The 18,539-nt window shown below is 44.0% G+C and carries 17 protein-coding genes and 3 pseudogenes; 6 read left to right on the top strand and 14 right to left on the bottom strand.

Going from position 1 to position 18,539, the window contains the following annotated elements; all coding sequences use genetic code 11:
* Positions 1 to 111: 111 nt before the first annotated feature.
* Positions 112 to 456, bottom strand: coding sequence for a hypothetical protein (locus HGD77_RS06030; RefSeq protein ID WP_005251424.1), 345 nt, complete (start codon positions 454 to 456; stop codon positions 112 to 114).
* 232 nt (positions 457 to 688) lie between these two features.
* Here HGD77_RS06030 and rlmKL point away from each other — a divergent pair, with 232 nt between their 5' ends.
* Complete coding sequence (gene rlmKL / locus HGD77_RS06025; RefSeq protein ID WP_004280136.1) at positions 689 to 2,893, top strand: bifunctional 23S rRNA (guanine(2069)-N(7))-methyltransferase RlmK/23S rRNA (guanine(2445)-N(2))-methyltransferase RlmL; 2,205 nt, start codon at positions 689 to 691, stop codon at positions 2,891 to 2,893.
* A 185-nt stretch (positions 2,894 to 3,078) separates the two neighbouring features.
* Here the strand turns inward: rlmKL and clpB are convergent, their stop codons facing one another.
* The 4 genes from clpB to crp all read right to left on the bottom strand — a co-directional run bounded on the left by clpB (position 3,079) and on the right by crp (position 8,349).
* Positions 3,079 to 5,658 (bottom strand): ATP-dependent chaperone ClpB, encoded by a 2,580-nt coding sequence (gene clpB / locus HGD77_RS06020; RefSeq protein WP_168730753.1) that lies wholly within the window; start codon positions 5,656 to 5,658, stop codon positions 3,079 to 3,081.
* Between the two features lie 251 nt (positions 5,659 to 5,909).
* On the bottom strand, positions 5,910 to 6,275 hold the full coding sequence (locus tag HGD77_RS06015) for an antitoxin Xre/MbcA/ParS toxin-binding domain-containing protein (protein WP_004280138.1): 366 nt from the start codon (positions 6,273 to 6,275) through the stop codon (positions 5,910 to 5,912).
* 143 nt (positions 6,276 to 6,418) lie between these two features.
* Positions 6,419 to 7,468 (bottom strand): NADP(H)-dependent aldo-keto reductase, encoded by a 1,050-nt coding sequence (locus HGD77_RS06010; protein WP_168730752.1) that lies wholly within the window; start codon positions 7,466 to 7,468, stop codon positions 6,419 to 6,421.
* A 173-nt stretch (positions 7,469 to 7,641) separates the two neighbouring features.
* Positions 7,642 to 8,349: a cAMP-activated global transcriptional regulator CRP gene (gene crp / locus HGD77_RS06005; protein ID WP_004280141.1), complete on the bottom strand. Its 708-nt coding sequence runs from the start codon at positions 8,347 to 8,349 to the stop codon at positions 7,642 to 7,644.
* Positions 8,350 to 8,496: 147 nt separating this feature from the next.
* Between crp and HGD77_RS06000 the strand changes: the two genes are divergently transcribed.
* On the top strand, positions 8,497 to 8,919 hold the full coding sequence (locus HGD77_RS06000; RefSeq protein WP_121979955.1) for an OsmC family protein: 423 nt from the start codon (positions 8,497 to 8,499) through the stop codon (positions 8,917 to 8,919).
* Between the two features lie 65 nt (positions 8,920 to 8,984).
* On the opposite strand, the gene HGD77_RS05995 is transcribed toward HGD77_RS06000, so the two are convergent.
* Positions 8,985 to 10,022 (bottom strand): metallophosphoesterase, encoded by a 1,038-nt coding sequence (locus HGD77_RS05995; protein WP_121979956.1) that lies wholly within the window; start codon positions 10,020 to 10,022, stop codon positions 8,985 to 8,987.
* Between the two features lie 220 nt (positions 10,023 to 10,242).
* Between HGD77_RS05995 and HGD77_RS05990 the strand changes: the two are divergent.
* Positions 10,243 to 10,773 (top strand): annotated as a pseudogene (locus HGD77_RS05990) (transposase); the annotation flags it as partial.
* A gap of 168 nt (positions 10,774 to 10,941) precedes the next feature.
* Here the strand turns inward: HGD77_RS05990 and HGD77_RS05980 are convergent.
* The 4 genes from HGD77_RS05980 to HGD77_RS05965 all read right to left on the bottom strand — a co-directional run bounded on the left by HGD77_RS05980 (position 10,942) and on the right by HGD77_RS05965 (position 13,502).
* Positions 10,942 to 11,724 (bottom strand): sulfite exporter TauE/SafE family protein, encoded by a 783-nt coding sequence (locus HGD77_RS05980; protein WP_071850361.1) that lies wholly within the window; start codon positions 11,722 to 11,724, stop codon positions 10,942 to 10,944.
* Positions 11,725 to 11,792: 68 nt separating this feature from the next.
* The gene (locus HGD77_RS05975; protein ID WP_005262089.1) at positions 11,793 to 12,665 is read right to left on the bottom strand and encodes an MBL fold metallo-hydrolase; all 873 of its coding nucleotides are present in this window, start codon (positions 12,663 to 12,665) and stop codon (positions 11,793 to 11,795) included.
* A 2-nt stretch (positions 12,666 to 12,667) separates the two neighbouring features.
* Complete coding sequence (locus HGD77_RS05970) at positions 12,668 to 13,084, bottom strand: DUF6691 family protein (RefSeq protein ID WP_004646572.1); 417 nt, start codon at positions 13,082 to 13,084, stop codon at positions 12,668 to 12,670.
* A gap of 1 nt (position 13,085) precedes the next feature.
* Complete coding sequence (locus HGD77_RS05965; RefSeq protein ID WP_005251416.1) at positions 13,086 to 13,502, bottom strand: YeeE/YedE family protein; 417 nt, start codon at positions 13,500 to 13,502, stop codon at positions 13,086 to 13,088.
* Between the two features lie 120 nt (positions 13,503 to 13,622).
* Between HGD77_RS05965 and HGD77_RS05960 the strand changes: the two genes are divergently transcribed.
* Positions 13,623 to 13,943 (top strand): ArsR/SmtB family transcription factor, encoded by a 321-nt coding sequence (locus tag HGD77_RS05960; protein ID WP_071850363.1) that lies wholly within the window; start codon positions 13,623 to 13,625, stop codon positions 13,941 to 13,943.
* Here the strand turns inward: HGD77_RS05960 and HGD77_RS05955 are convergent.
* The 4 genes and pseudogenes from HGD77_RS05955 to HGD77_RS05940 form a co-directional block, all read right to left on the bottom strand.
* Complete coding sequence (locus HGD77_RS05955) at positions 13,940 to 14,302, bottom strand: YidH family protein (protein WP_004646570.1); 363 nt, start codon at positions 14,300 to 14,302, stop codon at positions 13,940 to 13,942. The two genes, HGD77_RS05960 and HGD77_RS05955, sit on opposite strands and share 4 nt — an antisense overlap.
* Positions 14,303 to 14,409: 107 nt before the next feature.
* Positions 14,410 to 15,150: a thiol:disulfide interchange protein DsbG gene (gene dsbG, locus HGD77_RS05950; protein WP_071850364.1), complete on the bottom strand. Its 741-nt coding sequence runs from the start codon at positions 15,148 to 15,150 to the stop codon at positions 14,410 to 14,412.
* 18 nt (positions 15,151 to 15,168) lie between these two features.
* Positions 15,169 to 16,017 carry a TlpA disulfide reductase family protein gene (locus HGD77_RS05945; RefSeq protein WP_071850365.1) on the bottom strand — a complete coding sequence of 283 codons (849 nt, stop codon included), beginning with the start codon at positions 16,015 to 16,017 and terminating at the stop codon, positions 15,169 to 15,171.
* Positions 16,014 to 16,973, bottom strand: a pseudogene (locus HGD77_RS05940) (cytochrome c biogenesis protein CcdA); the annotation flags it as partial. The pseudogene HGD77_RS05940 and the gene HGD77_RS05945, both read right to left, overlap by 4 nt.
* A 2-nt stretch (positions 16,974 to 16,975) precedes the next feature.
* Between HGD77_RS05940 and HGD77_RS05935 the strand changes: the two are divergent.
* Together HGD77_RS05935 and HGD77_RS05930 are read left to right on the top strand one after the other, a co-directional pair.
* Positions 16,976 to 17,080: pseudogene (locus tag HGD77_RS05935) on the top strand (winged helix-turn-helix domain-containing protein); the annotation flags it as partial.
* Entirely contained in the window at positions 17,073 to 18,452 is a 1,380-nt protein-coding gene (locus HGD77_RS05930) for an ATP-binding protein (RefSeq protein WP_121979957.1), read from the top strand. The pseudogene HGD77_RS05935 and the gene HGD77_RS05930, both read left to right, overlap by 8 nt.
* Positions 18,453 to 18,539 lie beyond the last annotated feature (87 nt).

Here is an 18,539-nt window from a genome sequence, read left to right as displayed (position 1 = left end):
GATTCCTTTGTATTTTTTCAATAACATAATTTAACCCGATTTGCATCTTGCTGATTTTAAGTACAAAACCAACGGGCGCTTCAGTCTGGAGCATTCACACCCATCTCAGGTTTAACGCAGTGCACCAATATACCGATGTGACACCTGTGCACGATAGATATCGTCTTCATCCGGTTCGACCGAGATCAGCCCTTCCTGCTGGATCGGATGTGCAGATTCTGTTTGTGAGTCTTGTGCTGTTTCAGAAATCTCCAGTACCATTTTGAGGCGCTGGATCAGATGATTCAAATCTGGATCCTGGGTTTGCTCTGCCAGTTGAATCACATGCCGGGCATAATCCAGGTTCTCTGCCAGATAAATTGCATCAATTACCCGACCGGAAACCCGTCGTAAACGTGCATAAATTAAAGTGGCCACTGAAAAAGCGTCATGGTTGCGTAACTGATTCTCTAACATCTTAACCCCCATTATAAAATTGAAAAATCAGGCAGCCATCGCTCCCCATCGACTGACCGCCTGATTTGCCATGTATAGAGCAAAATGCATACCAGTTCCTCAATTTATAGTGTGAATATTATTTTTCTCTATCACATGCCACGGCCTTTCAGAGAATTTCAAAAGCTTTCAATATAAAAATACGGTAAACTTAGCGCAGTTTTTTATTTATCTTTTTTGGTCTCTCTATTATATGAATACCTCTCCACGTTTAAGCAATTATTGGGTCACCTGTGCCGATGGTCTGGAAACCTTATTAGAAGAAGAAATACAAGGCTTAGGTGTTCAGAATATTGAGCGTTTTCCAGGCCGTTTAACCTTTAAAGGTACACTGGAAAATGCTTATCGTATCTGCATGTGGTCACGTCTGGCTTCACGTGTCTTGATGCCGATCCACACGCATGAAATTGAATTTTCTCATGATGCGCGTGATGTGGCAGAAGAACTCTATGAAGGGGCTCTCAGCTTTGACTGGTCGCTGATTTTTGCACCACAAAGTACCTTTGCGATTCGTTTGCATGTCGAACGTGATATCAAGGTCAATACCCAGTTTGCGACTTTACGTGCCAAAGATGGTGTCGTAGATTCCTTTATGGAAGCCGTAGGCAAACGTCCAAGCATTGATACCAAACAGCCTGAAATTACCATGTATATTCTGGCAGGCAAGAAAGAACATACTTACTGCCTGGACCTGTCTGGCGACTCTTTGCATAAACGCGGTTATCGCCGCTTTATGACTGACGCCCCAATCAAGGAAAACCTGGCCGCTGCGATTCTGCAAAAAGGTGGTTTAAAAGCGTTAAATCCGGACATCATTGTCGATCCAATGTGTGGTTCAGGTACCTTTATTATTGAATCCCTAATGATTTTGACCGACCGTGCACCGGGTCTGGTCCGTCGTTTCGGTTTTAATGGCTGGAATGGCCATGACCATGAACTGTGGATGAGCATCAAGGCCGAAGCTGCTGAACGTCATCAAGCGGCAATGGAAAATCCATTACCACAATTCTATGCCTTCGATGCGGACTGGGAAGCGGTTAAAGCCACCAGACAAAATATTATCGCGGCGGGTTTTGAAGCTGCTCTCGACAATATCATGATCGAAGAACGGACTTTAAATGACTGGCCTGATTTCCATGCAGAAGGCAAGAAAGTATTCTTCGTGACCAACCCGCCATATGGCGAACGTCTCGGCGATAAAGCGCAAAACCGTTCTTTATACCTGGGTTTATCGGCTTTATTGCAAAAGAATTTCCCGAATCAAAAAGCGGCTGTGATTGCCTCCCAAGTGGAACAGGCCGATGTGCTAGCGTTCAATGATCCGCAAATCCTGCGTTTGATGAATGGTAAATTGCCGATCTATATCCGCTTCGGTACGGTTAAACCGGCCGCAGTGGTACGTCCATTCCTAGAAAGCTGGCAGCCTCAGCAGTTTGAACCGATTGAAGGTGCGATGGAATTTGCCAACCGTCTGACCAAAAATATGCAAGCTCTAAAAAAATGGGCAGTCAAGGAACAGATCCATTGTTTACGTCTCTATGATGCAGATTTACCTGATTTTAACGTCGCAGTAGATCTGTATGGCGAGCGTTTGCATGTACAAGAATATGCGCCACCTAAAACTATTGATCCGGAAAAAGCCAAAAAACGTTTCAACCTGGCCTTACAGGCAATTCGTGCCGTGACCGGTTTGGGCCGTGATGCGATCTTTATCAAGACCCGTGCACGTCAGGAAGGTAAAAACCAGTACACCAAACAAAGTACAGCATCCAAGCGTTTTATCGTTCAGGAAGGTCAAGCCAAGATTCTGGTCAACCTGACCGATTATCTGGATACCGGTCTGTTTCTGGATCACCGTCAAATGCGTTTACGTATTGCACGTGAAGCAAAAGGCAAACACTTCCTGAACCTGTACAGCTATACCTCAACGGCAAGTTTACATGCTGCTTTGGGTGGTGCTGCAAGTACAACCAGCGTCGATCTGTCGAATACTTATTTGAACTGGTCTAAAGAAAACTTTGTTCTGAACGGTTTAACTGTAGATCATGCGGATGAACAACACCAGTTCTTTGCCTCTGACTGTTTCGAATGGCTAAAAGAAGGTCATGAGCAATATGAGCTGATCTTTATCGACCCACCAACCTTCTCAAACTCGAAGAAATTCTACGGGACCTTTGACGTACAGCGCGACCATTTGTCCCTGTTAAAACGTGCGATGAACCGCTTAACCACTGATGGTACCTTGTATTTCTCAAATAACTATCGTGGTTTTGAGATGGATGAAGAAATTCTGGCCTTCTTTGATGTTGAAGAAATTACCCAGGAAACCATTGGACCTGACTTCAAGCGGAATCAAAAGATTCACCGTGCCTGGAAAATCCGTCATCCGCAAGTGTAATTTGATGATGAATTAACTGTCTTTATCACGATTGATATCTTCTTTATTTTCCCTGAGCTGAGTTTTAAGCCATGCTTTAAAGCTCGCCGCAACAAGAATACAAAAGTGTTGCAATGCTCGAAGTTAAAAATAAGATTAAAAAAAACCCAGCCTAGGCTGGGTTTTTTGTTGCAAGGAGAAGCGGTTTAGTTAAGTTTCATTTTTTCAAAGATTAACTCACCTGCTTCAGCTTTCACCAGAATGGTATCGCCCGGCTGGAATTCTCCGCCCAGGATTTTCTGCGCCAGACCATTTTCAATCCGCTGCTGGATTGCACGTTTCAGTGGACGTGCTCCATACAATGGATCAAAACCGGCCTCGATCAGCTGATCGAAAGCGCTGTCATCTACCGACAAGCGCATATCGCGTTCTGCCAGACGTTGACGTAAACGGTCCAACTGGATATCGGCAATACCGCGAATCTGGTCTTTTTCCAGCGCATGGAACACTACCAGTTCATCAATACGGTTGATAAATTCCGGACGGAAATGTTCCGATACCGCATTCATCACCACCGTACGGACTTCTTCTTTAGTGGCATTACCGCCCAATTCACGTACATCCTGCGAACCCAGGTTCGAAGTCATGACGATCACAGAGTTTTTAAAGTCCACTACCCGGCCTTGCGAGTCAGTTAAACGGCCATCATCCAGTACCTGTAGCAAGATGTTAAATACGTCCGGATGCGCTTTTTCGACTTCATCAAACAAGATCACACTATACGGTTTACGACGTACGGCTTCAGTAAGCACCCCACCTTCTTCATAACCGACATAGCCCGGAGGCGCACCAACCAAACGGCTGACCGAATGTTTTTCCATAAATTCTGACATATCGATACGCACCATGGCATCGTCGCTGTCAAACAGGAAATTTGCCAGAGCTTTGGTCAATTCTGTTTTACCGACACCCGTTGGACCCAGAAACAGGAATGATCCACTTGGTCGGTTCGGATCTGACAGACCGGCACGTGAACGGCGTACTGCATTGGATACCGCCACCACGGCTTCATCTTGCCCTACTACACGGTTATGCAGGAATTCTTCCATATGTAGCAATTTGTCACGCTCGCCTTGCAGCATTTTCGCAACCGGAATACCGGTCGCAGCACTCACTACTTCAGCAATTTCATTGTCGGTGACTTTGTTACGCAGCAATTTTGGCGTTGCGCTTTCATCGGCTTTTTCAGCCAGTTCAAGCTGCTTTTGCAACTCTGGTATCACGCCATATTGCAAACGCGCGGCCTCGCCCAGATCACCTTCACGTTGCGCTTTTTCAAGTGCTGTACGTGCCTGATCCAGTTTGATCTGTACGTCTTTATTGCCTTCGACCAGCGCTTTATCTGCACGCCAGACTTCTTCCAGGTCATGATACTCTTTTTCAACTGTGGCGATCTGATCGGACAAGTATTGAATCTCAGCTTTGGCACCTGAGTCTTCATCTTTTTTCACCGCTTCCAGCTGCATTTTTAACTGAATCAGACGGCGTTCCAGTTTATCTAAAGCTTCTGGCTTAGAATCGAGTTCCATTTTGATGCGCGATGCTGCTTCATCAATCAGGTCAATGGCTTTATCCGGCAACTGACGGTCGGTGATATAACGGTGTGACATTTTCGCAGCAGCAATAATGGCTGAATCCAGAATCTGTACCCCGTGATGGGTCGCATAGCGATCTTTCAGACCACGCAGAATCGCAATGGTATCTTCCACGCTTGGCTCATCCACCAGCACTTTCTGGAAACGACGTTCCAGCGCTGCATCTTTTTCAATATACTGACGATATTCATCCAGTGTGGTGGCACCGACACAGCGCAGTTCGCCACGGGCCAGCGCAGGTTTAAGCATATTGCCGGCATCCATCGCGCCATCACCTTTACCAGCACCCACCAGGGTATGCAACTCGTCGATAAACAGGATGATTTCGCCTTCGTGTTTGGCAATATCTTTCAGAACGGCTTTTAAGCGCTCTTCAAACTCACCGCGGTATTTGGCACCGGCCAGCAAAGAACCCAGATCTAGAGATAAAACACGTTTCCCTTTGAGTCCTTCAGGCACTTCACCATTAATAATCCGCTGCGCCAGACCTTCGACGATTGCAGTTTTACCGACCCCTGGCTCACCGATGAGTACCGGGTTATTTTTGGTACGGCGTGATAAGACCTGAATGGTACGGCGGATTTCATCATCACGGCCAATCACAGGATCAAGCTTGCCTGCCAACGCACGTTCAGTTAAATCAATGGTGTACTTATTCAGTGAATCACGCTGATCTTCATGATTATTGCTCATGACTTTTTCATCGCCTCGAAATTGATTAATCACTTGGCCTAAAGTCTCTGCCTTTACGCCAATACTATTTAATAAGGTTTTGGTATTTCCGGTTTCTGCCAGCGCCAACAGCACCCAATCCGTAGATAAAAACTCATCTCCGGCTTTTTGCGCAAAGCTGTCTGCCAGATGCAATACTTTTGCCGCTTCAGGACTGAGGTTGATATCTGCTGATGGATTGGTCAGGGTTGCCACATTGCTCAATGCTGTTTGCAGCTTGGTTTGTAGCTCACGCAGATTAGCACCGGCCTGTTGCAGCAGGCTGACATTGGATGCTTCATCCATCAAGGTGGCCAAGATATGGATCCCATCAATGGAGGTATGATCCTTACTCATGGCCAGCGATTGTGCATCGGAAAGGGTTTGCTGCAGGCGATTGGTAAATTTTTCAAAACGCATTCTTGTTATTCCTCACAACAAATTTTCTACTTGATGGATATATGGGTGCACTTGATAAAATTTCAAATCATTTTTATATATTTTTCAAAAACTTAATATAAACATTTAGACAGTCTTTAATAATAATATTGGTGTAATCAAATCATATTTCAAGTGAGGTTAGAAGAATTTTTAAGGTGAAGATAAACAATTCATATTTTATTTAATTTACTCTGCTATTTTTCAGCTTAGTAGAGAATAGAGAGATATTTTTAGTACGGTTGCAACCTTCCTAGTAATCGCAATACTTCACTCAAACCATGTTCTGTTTGCATTAGAGATCTTGGCGTTTGCTGATCCAAAAGCTTGTTAGGTGAATTGATAAACTGCCGCATCCAGCTCAAGTCTCCACCATGCAAGCTAAATAACTTTTGATAGATATTTACTAAAGCTATAGCTTTTTCGCCTGCTGTAGTATCTGGTTCTAATTCTTTTTCATTTATAACCAGAGATAATTCCGCCTCAGATAAACCCAGAATCAATGCAAGTTCGAATTCTTTCAGTTGCAACTGCTCAGCTAAGTTGAATACTGCTATAGCTAATACTTGGGATTTAGAAATACCTGTTTCACTATTCATTTTTATCAAATCATCTTGATGCGTCTTATTTCGATTATGCTGCTTTTATTGTTTTCCGGCCATGTTGTTTATCATCAAATTTAATTTCTCATAAAATTAAAACACCCTCGCTTGGAGGGTGCTTTAAAATAACAACACCATGATTATGGTGCCGGATTCGGTTGCTGACGGTGAATTGCCTCAATACCTTTCAGTATTTCCTCAGACAGATCAATTTCAAATGCCTGAATATTTTCTTTCAGCTGATCCAGATTGGTGGCACCAATAATCGTACTGGTCATAAAGAACTGCTGCTTGATAAAGGCCAAAGCCAATTGGGTAAGACTTAAGCCATGCTGTTCTGCCAGCTGGGCATATTGCTCGGTTGCCCATTCACTTTGCGGATTGCTATAACGGCTAAAGCGGGAGAACAGTGTTACACGCGCATTGGCAGGACGTGCACCATGCCGGAATTTACCGGTCAGATAACCAAATGCCAAAGGTGAATACGCCAACAAGCCCACACCTTCATAATGGGCAATTTCTGACATGCCGATTTCATAAGTACGGTTCAGCAGGTTATATGGGTTTTGTACACTGACAAATTTGGACAAACCTAATTTCTCTGCGAGGTGCAGAAATTTCATCGTGCCCCACGGGGTTTCATTGGAAAGACCAATATAACGGATACGGCCTTTTTTAATTTCATCCTGCAAGGCGGTCAGGGTTTCTTCGAGATCTGTCACGGTACGGTCTTCTGCCGCTTCAGCATTGCCATAACCCAGCTTGCCAAAGAAATTGGTTGGGCGTTGCGGCCAGTGCAGCTGATACAGGTCAATATAATCCGTTTGCAGGCGTGACAATGACTGGTCAATTGCTGCTGAAATTTCATCGGCAACGAAACGGGTTTTACCATCCCGGATATGGCTACCACCTTGCGAGGGTCCGGCAATTTTTGAGGCTAAAAAAAGTTTGTCACGGCCACCACGGGCAGCGATCCAGTTCCCGATAATACGCTCGGTAGCACCCTGCGTTTCAGGTTTTGGCGGTACCGGGTACATTTCCGCAGTATCCCAGAAATACACTCCCTGATCTAAAGCATAATCCAGTTGCTGAAAAGCCTGTTCTTGTGTGTTCTGCTCACCAAAGGTCATGGTGCCCAAACAAATTTCTGGCAAAAAAATGCCGGTATCCGCCAATGGTCTGAATTGCATAAAAACATCCTGTGAATTTTATTCAGTGAATTGAGATCAAGTGGGCTATAGCCTATCGGAATTATAAGGGAGACTTAAATCATCTTTTCTGAGAAGCTTGTTCTAAATTTTTATGTATTGAGTAATGACGCATAAAAAAAGCAAATCCGAAGATTTGCTTTTTAATATCTGGATTATTCGTCTATGGCACCATCTGCCACTGCTTCAGATGCTTCTTCTAATGAAGCATCAAAGATCAGGATGGCTTTACCATCGGTTTCGATCATGCCCTGCTCTTCCAGGGTTTTTAGTACACGTCCGACCATTTCGCGGGAACAGCCAACAATGCGACCAATTTCCTGACGGGTAATACGAATCTGACGGCCATTCGGCAAAATCATCGCTTCTGGCTGTGAAGACAGGTCGATCAGACAACGTGCAATCCGGCCTGAAACATCAATAAATGCCAGATCAGTAACTTTACGTGTGGTATTTTTCAAACGACGTACTAATTGAGCAAATACCGCATAGCTCAGATCAGGATATTGCTTGCTGATTTCGTGAAAGTTTTCATAGGTAATTTCGGCAATTTCACACACATCACGCGTACGAACTTCCGCAGTACGTTGTGGATTAACCTCGAATAGACCCATTTCCCCAAAGAAGTCACCCGCATTTAAATAAGCCACGACAATTTCACGATCATCATCTTCACGAAGAATGATAGATACAGACCCCTTCAGAATTAAATATAAAGATTTAGATTCTGATCCTGCATCAATGATCGTGGTACGTTTTGGATAACGATTAATATATGCACGTTTTAACAGTGCTTTCACGGATTCTGGTAATTGCCCCGGAGAAAGCGCATCAGTGCTTAATTGTGAAAAGTTTGAAGTCATGCTAACAGTTCCGATTATGGATAATTTATAGATCGCACAAGACCTAATGTGAACTTGTCACACAGTGGGATTGAAATTCCGTATCAACCCAATTTATGTTAGTGTACAGTTACTTGACAAATTTATAGCTTTTTTTAGGTAGTTTCAATGCAAACAAGCGTTCATTGGTTAGAGAATGTTGCTTTTAAAGCAAAAACTCAAAGTGGTCATACTATTATCATGGATGGTTCAGCTGAATACGGTGGTGAAAACCGTGGTCCTCGTCCAATGGAGCTACTTTTAACTGGTCTGGGCGGCTGTGCGTCTTTTGATATTGTTACCATTTTAAAGAAGGCTCGTCAGGATATTACCGATGTACGCTGCGAATTAAAGGCTGAACGTGCAGATACAATTCCGGCAGTATTCACGAAAATTCACTTGCATTTTGTAGTGACCGGCAAAGCGATTAAAGAGAAACAGGTCGCAAAAGCCGTAGAACTTTCTGCTGAAAAATATTGCTCTGCCAGCAAAATGCTGTCTGATGGCGGTGTTGAAATCACCCATGATTATGAAATAATCGAAGCAGAATAAAATCTAGATTCTGTAAAAAAGCGGCTGGAAAAGCTGCTTTTTTTGTATCAGAAAATTGCCTTTTCTCAGAACCGCTGAACTGAATACTGATTGCCATCTTCAAAGCTCAAGATATTTTCTGGAAATCTTAAGGCGCCGAGTCGATGTCTGAACGCGACACCCTGTTGACGATCGAGATAGCGTTTACCCACTGAATAATCCACACAAAATACGTTTTGTTGCTGTCCATACCATTGCAGTGCATCGATCGATTTGAGTAAACCGGTTTTTTCTTCAGTAGATTTAAAGTTCCGCCAATAATGTCCAGTAATGACTGGAATTTGGTCGGTATAGCTGTCCCACCATGGCACGCGGTCGATCATCCGCCACCTTCCACCGGCATAAATCGGTTCTAAGGCGATTTTTTCCGCACCAGAAGTAATGACCCGAATCGGATTGTGCATTTGCTCACGTAGCTCTTTTTCTGCGAGATGTTGCAATAAAGGTAAAGTTGCAGCCGGGTCTTTGAACTGGTGTTGGTAGCGTTGCTGCTCTATCTGGATGAATTCATTAATACCTAAGGCTTGCAGATCCAGCGCTGTATGTTGAACGAAATCAGCATAGGCTTCGCCAAGCGAAGTAAAACCAGAATTGCGTAATTGATCAATTGATCCTTGATGCCAACAGGCATGTACAACACGCAGCTGCTCCGACTCCAAGGCCAACGGTAAGCTATTTAAAAAATCCAGAATCCATTGTCGATCTTTGATTGAGGCTTGGATCGAATCAAAAGGTTTCAGATCATCCTGATGCGGTGAACCAAAAAACCAGCCATTGCCTTCCCGCAAAGTATCGGTCAATAGGTTCAATTCATGATTACCCATCACACATTGTGCATAGCCTTCATCTACCAGCTGTTTGACGCGTTTGATCACCGCAACACTGTCTTGCCCCCGGTCACATAGATCACCGACAAAAATTAGTTTGCGCTGTTCTGGATGATGACCATTCCGGTCATAACCTAATACCTGGATCAGTCGTTCCAGCGCGGCAATCTCACCATGAATATCCCCTACGATATCCACGGGACCAGTGAAAGCCTGCTGTATAAATGAGTACTTCATTTATGCATCCTGAATTAAGTCTAAAACAGAATATATCCCTAATAAGTATCCTTTAAATTTATGAAGATCTGAATACAGAATGAATCATCATTTAAATAATTTAACCCGAATCACGGATAAGAAATTGACTTGAAAAATAAGAGGACTAGAGCCATCAGTTGAGTTACCAAACCAAACTCACAACTCTAGTCCTGATGTTCAATAGTACCGATTCTGCTTAATTGATGATTTCTTTCTTAAATTTGAAGCAACTTATTGGAAGTTCCTCAAACAAAGTCATCATTCTCTAAGAATCAGAAATGCTCAGCTCACAATTTCAGAAATCTGCTTTATCACCATTTGGTACAAATGTTCTCATTTCAATAATTTCAAAGCCTTTTTTACATGGCTAAAGCTGGATAAAAGCTTTTTATTTAAGCACTTGCCTTGCTGCCAACGCATGATTCACTTGATCAATAGGCATGAATTAGCACTACATGCCCTGTATGTAGCTTTGATGAAAGGCAAAGATAAACAATACTTATAGATTGATTCAACAACGCTACCTGTTTGTAAAAATCAACGTATTCAATGCCATAAATCATTAGCCCAAATCGCATCACGTGGCAAAAGTTCTATGGGTTGGTTTTATGGCTGTAAATTACATATCGTGATGAACCAATTTGGTGAAATTAGTTGTTCTGCTTTATCGAATGGACATGTTGCTGACATAAAAATGGTTGAGCAATTGGTTGATGGTTTTGCATCGCTTCAAACAGTTCATTTACGCTGACTTCCTGAATCCGGCTTTTTGCATTCTGGATCAATTGCTCTGCAGTTTTCATCATTTTCATTCTTCCTCGGCCATTAAAATTATATTTTGTATAAACGATGCTCAGGTAGATTGAAAGCGTTTGAGTTTAAATTTCCAACTGGCTATTTAGCCCATGAGCGCTGAATAGATTAAATACATCGCCACCCCAACCACGGTAGTGGCAAATATTTTCTGTACCTTGTTACTGTCAATCCGCTGCATCAGACTGCGTCCAATTAACATCCCGACAATACAGGCCAGGACAAAGGTCAGCGTAACCGAAACAGGATATTGAAAGCCATCCAGCACGTGTGCAGAAATACTGACCCCACCAATCAGGAAAATAATCATCAGGGAAGTCGCAACGATACTGCGCATATCAAGGTCGGTGAATTTACGCAGGGCTGGAACAATTACAAAACCACCCCCCACCCCCAACAGACCGGTTAATAAACCTGCCACAACACCAATACCTGCTAGGAACGAAGCAGTTTTGACATTCCAGATCAGACGACCGGTCGATTGATTGACCTTGCACGGTGCATTGCCATGATCGGTCACTTTATTAAAAAAGATCCGGTAAGCCACGATCAGCATGACCAGACTGAAAGCCAGCGTCAGCCAGACCGGAGAAACGATATCGGCCAGATGCACGCCATAACGCGCTGTAGGAATACTAATGAGAGCAATCCAGAGGGCAGCGCGATAACGTACAATACGCTTGAACAAACCCTCGAACGTTCCGACCAAGGCCGACAGCGTGACCGCAAGCAATCCCACCGGCGCAGCCTGGGCCACCGTCCAACCCTGGGTCGTCATCAGTGCAGGTACAGCCAGAATACCGCCACCGGCACCGGTCAAACCCAATAGCACTCCGATAACTAGCCCTTCAAGTATTAATGCCCACATCGCCCTCTCCCTTATCCACAAAAATGATTCAATAAAGGTTGAACTTTTTGTTGAATCACGACACAAGCTTATTTGAAGTAGTTAAGAGGAAGCTTGAGGTAAGAAACACCGTTTTGTTCTGGCTCAGGAAACTGTCCTGCTTTCATATTGATCTGAATCGCCGGTAGAATCAGCTTAGGCATACTCAGTCCTGAATCCCGCTGATTTCGCATCTGAGCAAATTCAGCTTTACTGATTCCCTGATGAATATGGATATTCTGTTTTTTCTGCGTCTGTATATCAGATTCACACACATACGATTCACGTGTTTCAGGCAGATAGTCATGACATAAAAAGACCCGGGTATCTTCTGGCAACTGAAACAGGCTTTGCACCGAATCATAAAGCTGTTCTGCGCTGCCTCGCGGAAAATCACAACGTGCTGTACCATAATCTGGCATGAACAACGTATCACCCACAAAAACCGCATCGCCAATCACATAACTCAGGCAAGCAGGCGTATGTCCCGGTGTTGGAATGTTATAGGCTTTCAATGTTCCAATTTGGAACGACTCATGATCTTCAAATAAATAATCAAAGAGCTGCTGAGCATTCCATTGTTTAATATCCAGATGATAAATCGCGCCAAAAGTTTCCTGAACAATACCAATTTTCTGGCTCATGGCAATTTTGCCACCCAGTTCTTCTTTGAGATATTGCGCTGCAGTTAAATGATCAGCATGGACATGGGTTTCGAGAATCCACTCGACCGTTAAACCCTGCTCTTTAATATAGGCAATAATTTTATCGGCATGAATAGTGGATGTACTTGCTGATGCCGGATCATAATCCAGAACGCTATCAATAATGGCGCAGGCTTTGGTCGCCGGATCACGTACAACATAACTGAAGGTATTGGTATCTTCGTGAAAAAAATCTTTTACTATAGGTAAATTTGACATCGTTAAGCTCCTGACCATTTACGGTGAATCCATACACCCACCAGCATTGCTACAATAAAATAGAGCACTTGATAGTGGCCCAAACCGATCAAAGTGAAACTTGGCGCCGGACAGATGCCGGCAATGCCCCAACCTGCACCAAATAAAACCGCACCCGTGATCAGCTTCTTATCTATCTGATTATTTTTAGGTAAATCAATAGGTTCATTAAATACTGTTTTCGGTTGCGCCGTACGTAATGCTTTCTGGAAGGGAATAAAGGCCACAGTAATCGCGCCCATCATCACAAAGGCCAGACTGGCATCCCAATCGCCAAACAGATCCAGGAAATCGAGTACTTTTTCCGGATTGGACATGCCCGATACCATCAATCCCACAGAGAACAGCGCACCAAATAAAAAGGCAAACACATTTTTCATTTTAGAATGCTCCTGTGATATGACGGATAATATAAACAGCGACAAAACCTGCAAACATAAAAGTCATGGTCGCGATGATAGAACGCTTAGACAGCCGACTAATGCCACAAATTCCGTGACCACTGGTACAGCCCGAACCCAAACGTGTCCCAAAGCCTACCAGCAGACCTGCCACAATCATCATCAATGGGCTGGCATTCAATTCGATTTCAGGTTGTACAAACAGACCATAAATAAACGGTGTAATGATCAAGCCTGATAAAAACCAGATCGCAGGCGTTTTAAATACGGTTTTTGGGTTTAATACCTGCCCAACCAAACCACTGATTCCTGCAATACGGCCATTGACATACAGATAGCCGACCACTGAAAGTCCGAGCATTAAACCGCCAATAAATGCGATGAGGAAGTCATGCATGGTGAATCAATCTCTATACAATATACTTTTTTATATTATATATTAAAAAATAATAATCAAGCAGTTTTGTGGTAAATTGTGTAAACTGCATGGGTTACATCAAAGGTTTCAAGGACATCTATGGATATGATTGCTGCAAATGCCAAAATTGATTTTTCACAGGTCGATTTCGTCAGCCAATGCCTAAAAGTTTTAGCCAATCCTGATCGTCTGAAAATCTTATGTGTCCTGGTTGACGGGGAAATGAATGTTCAGGAAATTGAAGAATCTGCCGATATTCATCAACCTACACTTTCACAACAGCTGACTGTACTGCGTAAGGCCGACATGGTTGGCACCCGACGTGAGGGCAAACAGATTTTCTATCGTCTGAGTGACCCCAAGGTCTTGAGCCTGATGCAAAAGCTGTACGAGCTGTATTGCGCCCAGCCCTCTTCTTAGTGCAGCCAAAAAGAAATGATCAGAAGCAGTCCGCTAAAAGCAGTAAACAGATTTAGCCATACGGGATACTGGGTGTAATAACCTTCAATAAATTCCGGCGGTCGCAGTGATGTCAAACCCCGTCGATATTGCAGGATTGAGGCGAAATTCACCAACATACCAAATACAATCACCGCAATTCCCAACCATTGTGAATAAGCTATTTTCTGTGCATAAGTGTCTGGGTCCACCAGTTGCACTAGCAGGTTGGATTTTTCAATCACAAAACCAAAAGCAATTAATGCCAAACCACTCCGGTTCCACGCCAGAGCGGTTCGTTCCAAAGCAAGCAGTACCCGTGGATCATCCAAATTTGACATATCTTATCTGCTCTTCATGCTTAGCCTATCCACCAATGTAAATCTGCCTCCCTATCATGTATAGATGTTTTAAGTAAAAATTACTTTTCTATCATGTAGTTAAAATATTATTGTTCAAAAATTTCCTTGACATCCATCGCCAGGCCTTGAGCAGATTTAAATTCACCCTGATTGTTTTTCCAGACCATCGACGGTGTGGAGAAAAAGCCGTATTTCCCCATTAGGGCCTGGTTGGCATCAATTTTTGCAGCAATTTCGACAGGAATCTTTTCCATTTTCTTGAGCTGCTTTTTGCCTTTATTCTTGTTTATATCATTAAAAACTGCCGCTGGATCTTTCGAATTCAATAGTGTTGCCACCTGGCCACGGCTTTCTTCACGGATCACACCGACCTGAATATGACGCAGCTGTACCTTCCCTGATTCTACCCAAGGTCGGGCCGCCTGCCAGAATTTATAACAATATGGACAATTTGGATCGGAAAAGACATAGACCACACGTGGTGCATCTGGCTTGCCATCCTGGATCCAGGTGGATTTTTCCAGGGTTTTCCAGACATCGTCCAATACCGCTTTTTTCATATGCTTTTCAATCTGCTCATTGGACAGGCTTTTCCCTTGTGCATCAAACAGTTCGCCCTTGATATAATATTTGTCATCGTTGGAGATAAATACCGTATTGGAGTATTGGTCTTCATGCCCCACCCAGCCGGTCATTCCTTGCGGTGCCGGAATCTGTTTTACAAACACAAAGCCCTGTTTTTCAATATGCTGTTTAATATTTGCCTGTGTGTGCATGCTCATGATCAGGAACATGCCTGCACCAAGCACCTGGTAAATTTTGTTCATACTGAGTCCTTCCATTTTTTAAGGTTGATCTGAAATTCTATTTAAATATTGCTGCAACATAGCCGGACTGAGTTCCCCCATATGCCGCTCGACCAGCTGGCCTTGAGCATTAAAAAACAGCGTCGTTGGCAGACCAAAACTATTCAGCTGCTGTGGTAGTTCACCATATGGGTCCAGCAGGACATGTTTAAATTGAAACTGATGTTTTCTTAAATAGGCATTTACGGTGGCTACCTCCTCACCCTGATTCAGCATGACAAAATTCACTTGAGGATGCTGCTTGGCTGCTTTGGCCAACACCGGCATTTCGCGGTGACACGGCGGACACCAGCTCGCCCACAAATTAATTACCGTGGGCTGGCCAACGAATTGGCTGAGTGGAATCTTGTCTGTACCCAGACGCTCCTGTTCTAGTCCAGCAAAGGCTAGATCAGGAAACGCTGCTTCAGTTTTTAGACTGGATTTGAACGCGAGTCCAAGCCCGATCCAGAGTACAAAGATGATCAACAAGATGGCTTTGAATCGGGTCTGCAACTGTCTGTTTCGAATGACATACCACAAAGCACCAATCAGCACCCCTCCCCATAAATGGAAACCTTTGTCCTGGATTTTCAGTATGTCGATGGGTGCTGCAAAATACAGCTCGGCATTGAGCAGAACGAAAACAAGACGTGCACCCAGCATCCCCAGCAAAAAACTGCTCCAGAGCAAATCCTGACTTTGTCCAAGCAGTTGTTTAGACCATGAATACTTTCTGGCTAATCCAAACAAAACAGCAGATAACAGCATCAAGCCAGTGGCAACAATTATGAGTGTCCAGGGCAACATCAAAGGTCCCAGATGTAGCGCATCACTTGAAATCATCATGGTTGTTCCCCTTGCAGTTGCTGCAATTTACCGAGCAAATGTGTTGCGCTAAAAGTTCCTGTCAAGCGCAACTCGCGCTGTTCCTGATGTGCGGCATTTAAAAATATAAAGGTGGGCGGACCGAGGATTTGCCATTCTTTTAGCAGCTCATCCTGACTTGGATGATAGTGGGTCAGGTCTAATTTGATACGAACCACATTTTGTAAAGCCGCTTGGACATCACTACGTGGAATCACTTCCTTTTCAATCGGTTGACAGGCCACACACCAGTCTGCATAGACATCAATCACCACCGGCTGTGCAGGATGTTTGGCTAAAACCTGTTGCAATTGTGCGGCTGTACTGACTCTCTGCCATTCAAGCCGTGATTTCACATGGGCGACCTGTACCTGACTCCAGACATGATAGAGCTGCATGCCTCCTGCATAGACCAGTAAACCACTGAGCAGCATCAGGACTATTTTCGATACAGACCGATGCACATGAGGCAGCATCTTGAACAAGAAGTAGCCTGAACAGGTGATCAGTACCACACCCAAAAGGCCCAGGTATAAAATGCCGGGCAATAATGGAGGGGCGAAATACAAGGCCAGAGCCAACATGACAAAGCCAAAACTAAACTTCAGGCGATCCATCCAGATGCCAGGTTTGGGTAAAAGATGGGACCCAAATACGGCAGCAATAAATAGCGGCAAGCCCAGCCCAAGGCCTAAGACGAACAGATAACTAGCTCCCAGCATCGGTTGATTGAGCTGAGACACATAGATTAAGGCACCGGCCAACGGCGCACTCATACATGGCCCGACAATCAGTGCAGCGATCATGCCCATAAGACCGGCACCAATCAGCGTGCCACCCTTCTGCTTTTGCTGCCATTGATCCAGACGCTGTAACATGCCTTTAGGTAAGGACAGCTGAAATGCTCCAAACAGATTAAATGCGAACAAAACAAACAAAGAATGTACAGATTTATCACCTGAGACAAAAACTGCATCCAGATTTAATTCAGACCATTCGTGGTGTGGGATATATTTTTAAACCGTTTGAGCAGCGTCATGTTTAGTCACAGCTTGAAATGGCGTTTGGTCATGAGTCTTTTGGCCGTGTTTATTGTGCTGTGGAGTGCAGTATTTTCATGGCTGTATATTGACCTGAAACAGCGTTTACAAGACACACTGGATCAACGCTTATCGGCATCTGCACAAATGGTTGCCCGGCTGATTCAGCAGTTACCGCTGGATAGTCTAGGGGATGCAACCTTATCCAAATTAGCCAAGAATGATGATGCAAACCAGTTAATTGCCTGTGAAGTTTCTCTTTTTAGCTCTGACATCTCGTTAGGTAATCAGGTGATTGCCAAAACACGCGGTGCCCCCCAAAATTTAAGCCAGCGACCAGAAGGATTCAGCACCTGGCAGCAGGGTGATACGGAATGGCGCAGTTATGTTCTGCGTCGTGGCGATATTCAGGTGGTGGCAGCAGAACGTATGTTCTTGAGGGATACCTTACTACAGCAGATTCTGCAGTCCGTACTGATTCCCTTGGTCTTCTCACTGCTGATCTGTATTGCCCTGATCGTTTTTATTATCCGCCGACAGTTCCGGTCTTTGGATCAGCTCAGTCAATACCTGAACCAGAAAAACCTTAGCTATTCAGAGGTGGCAGATTTTTTAATACAGCTCAAGCCTGCAAGTATTCCCCAAGAAGTACAGCCTTTTGTCAACAATTCCACGCAGTTGATTCAAAAACTCAATGACAGTCTGCAACAGGAGAAAGCCTTTAGTGCCTATGCTGCACATGAATTACGCAGTCCCCTGACTGCAATTAAAACCCATGTACAACTGGCCCAGCTGATCGGTCAGCAGCAGCACCTGCCTGAATCCATTCAGCATAATTTGCAGCAGGCCAATGAGAGTATCCGGCGTTATACGCTGTTACTCGAGCAGCTTTTATTGCTGACCCAATCAGAAAACAGTATCCAGGCAATGCCTGAGGCCATCTGGCTTCGCCCCACACTTGAGAAAGTTCTTGCAGACTTAGGTACACGCTATCCAGAAATGAACAAAAAAATACAAGTAAACTGGGACAACTTGGGCGAAATTCAGCTGCCTGAATTTGTGCTGTATACCGTACTGAAAAATCTGCTTGAAAATGCCCTGCTGCATGCACAGGCTGCCCATATCTGGATTTCCATGCAGTCTGGTTGCCTAGTGATTGAAGATGATGGACAGCAACTGACAGCACAGGATATCCAACATTTAGGACAACGCTTCTGGCGCAAATCTGCTCAGCAGCACGGCCATGGTTTAGGACTGGCATTGACCGCTAACCTGTTAAAACAGTATGGCTATCAGCTCTCTTTCAATGCCCGACAGCCCTATGGGCTTCGCATTGAAATCAATTCAATACAATCGAAAACCCTAGAGATTTTTTGAAATAAAAATTCTTACTTTTCAACATCCAATAAAGATATCACCAATTCAAATCACTTCCTTTGTTTATACAAATAACTTTTTCTTCAA

Origin of the sequence: Acinetobacter sp. NEB149 (genome assembly GCF_012516415.1) — a bacterium.
In the GTDB taxonomy this organism is placed as follows: Bacteria; Pseudomonadota; Gammaproteobacteria; order Pseudomonadales; family Moraxellaceae; genus Acinetobacter; species Acinetobacter lwoffii_V.
The sequence above is the reverse complement of the archived record's forward strand: the minus strand, read 5'-3'. Positions and strand labels throughout refer to the sequence as shown.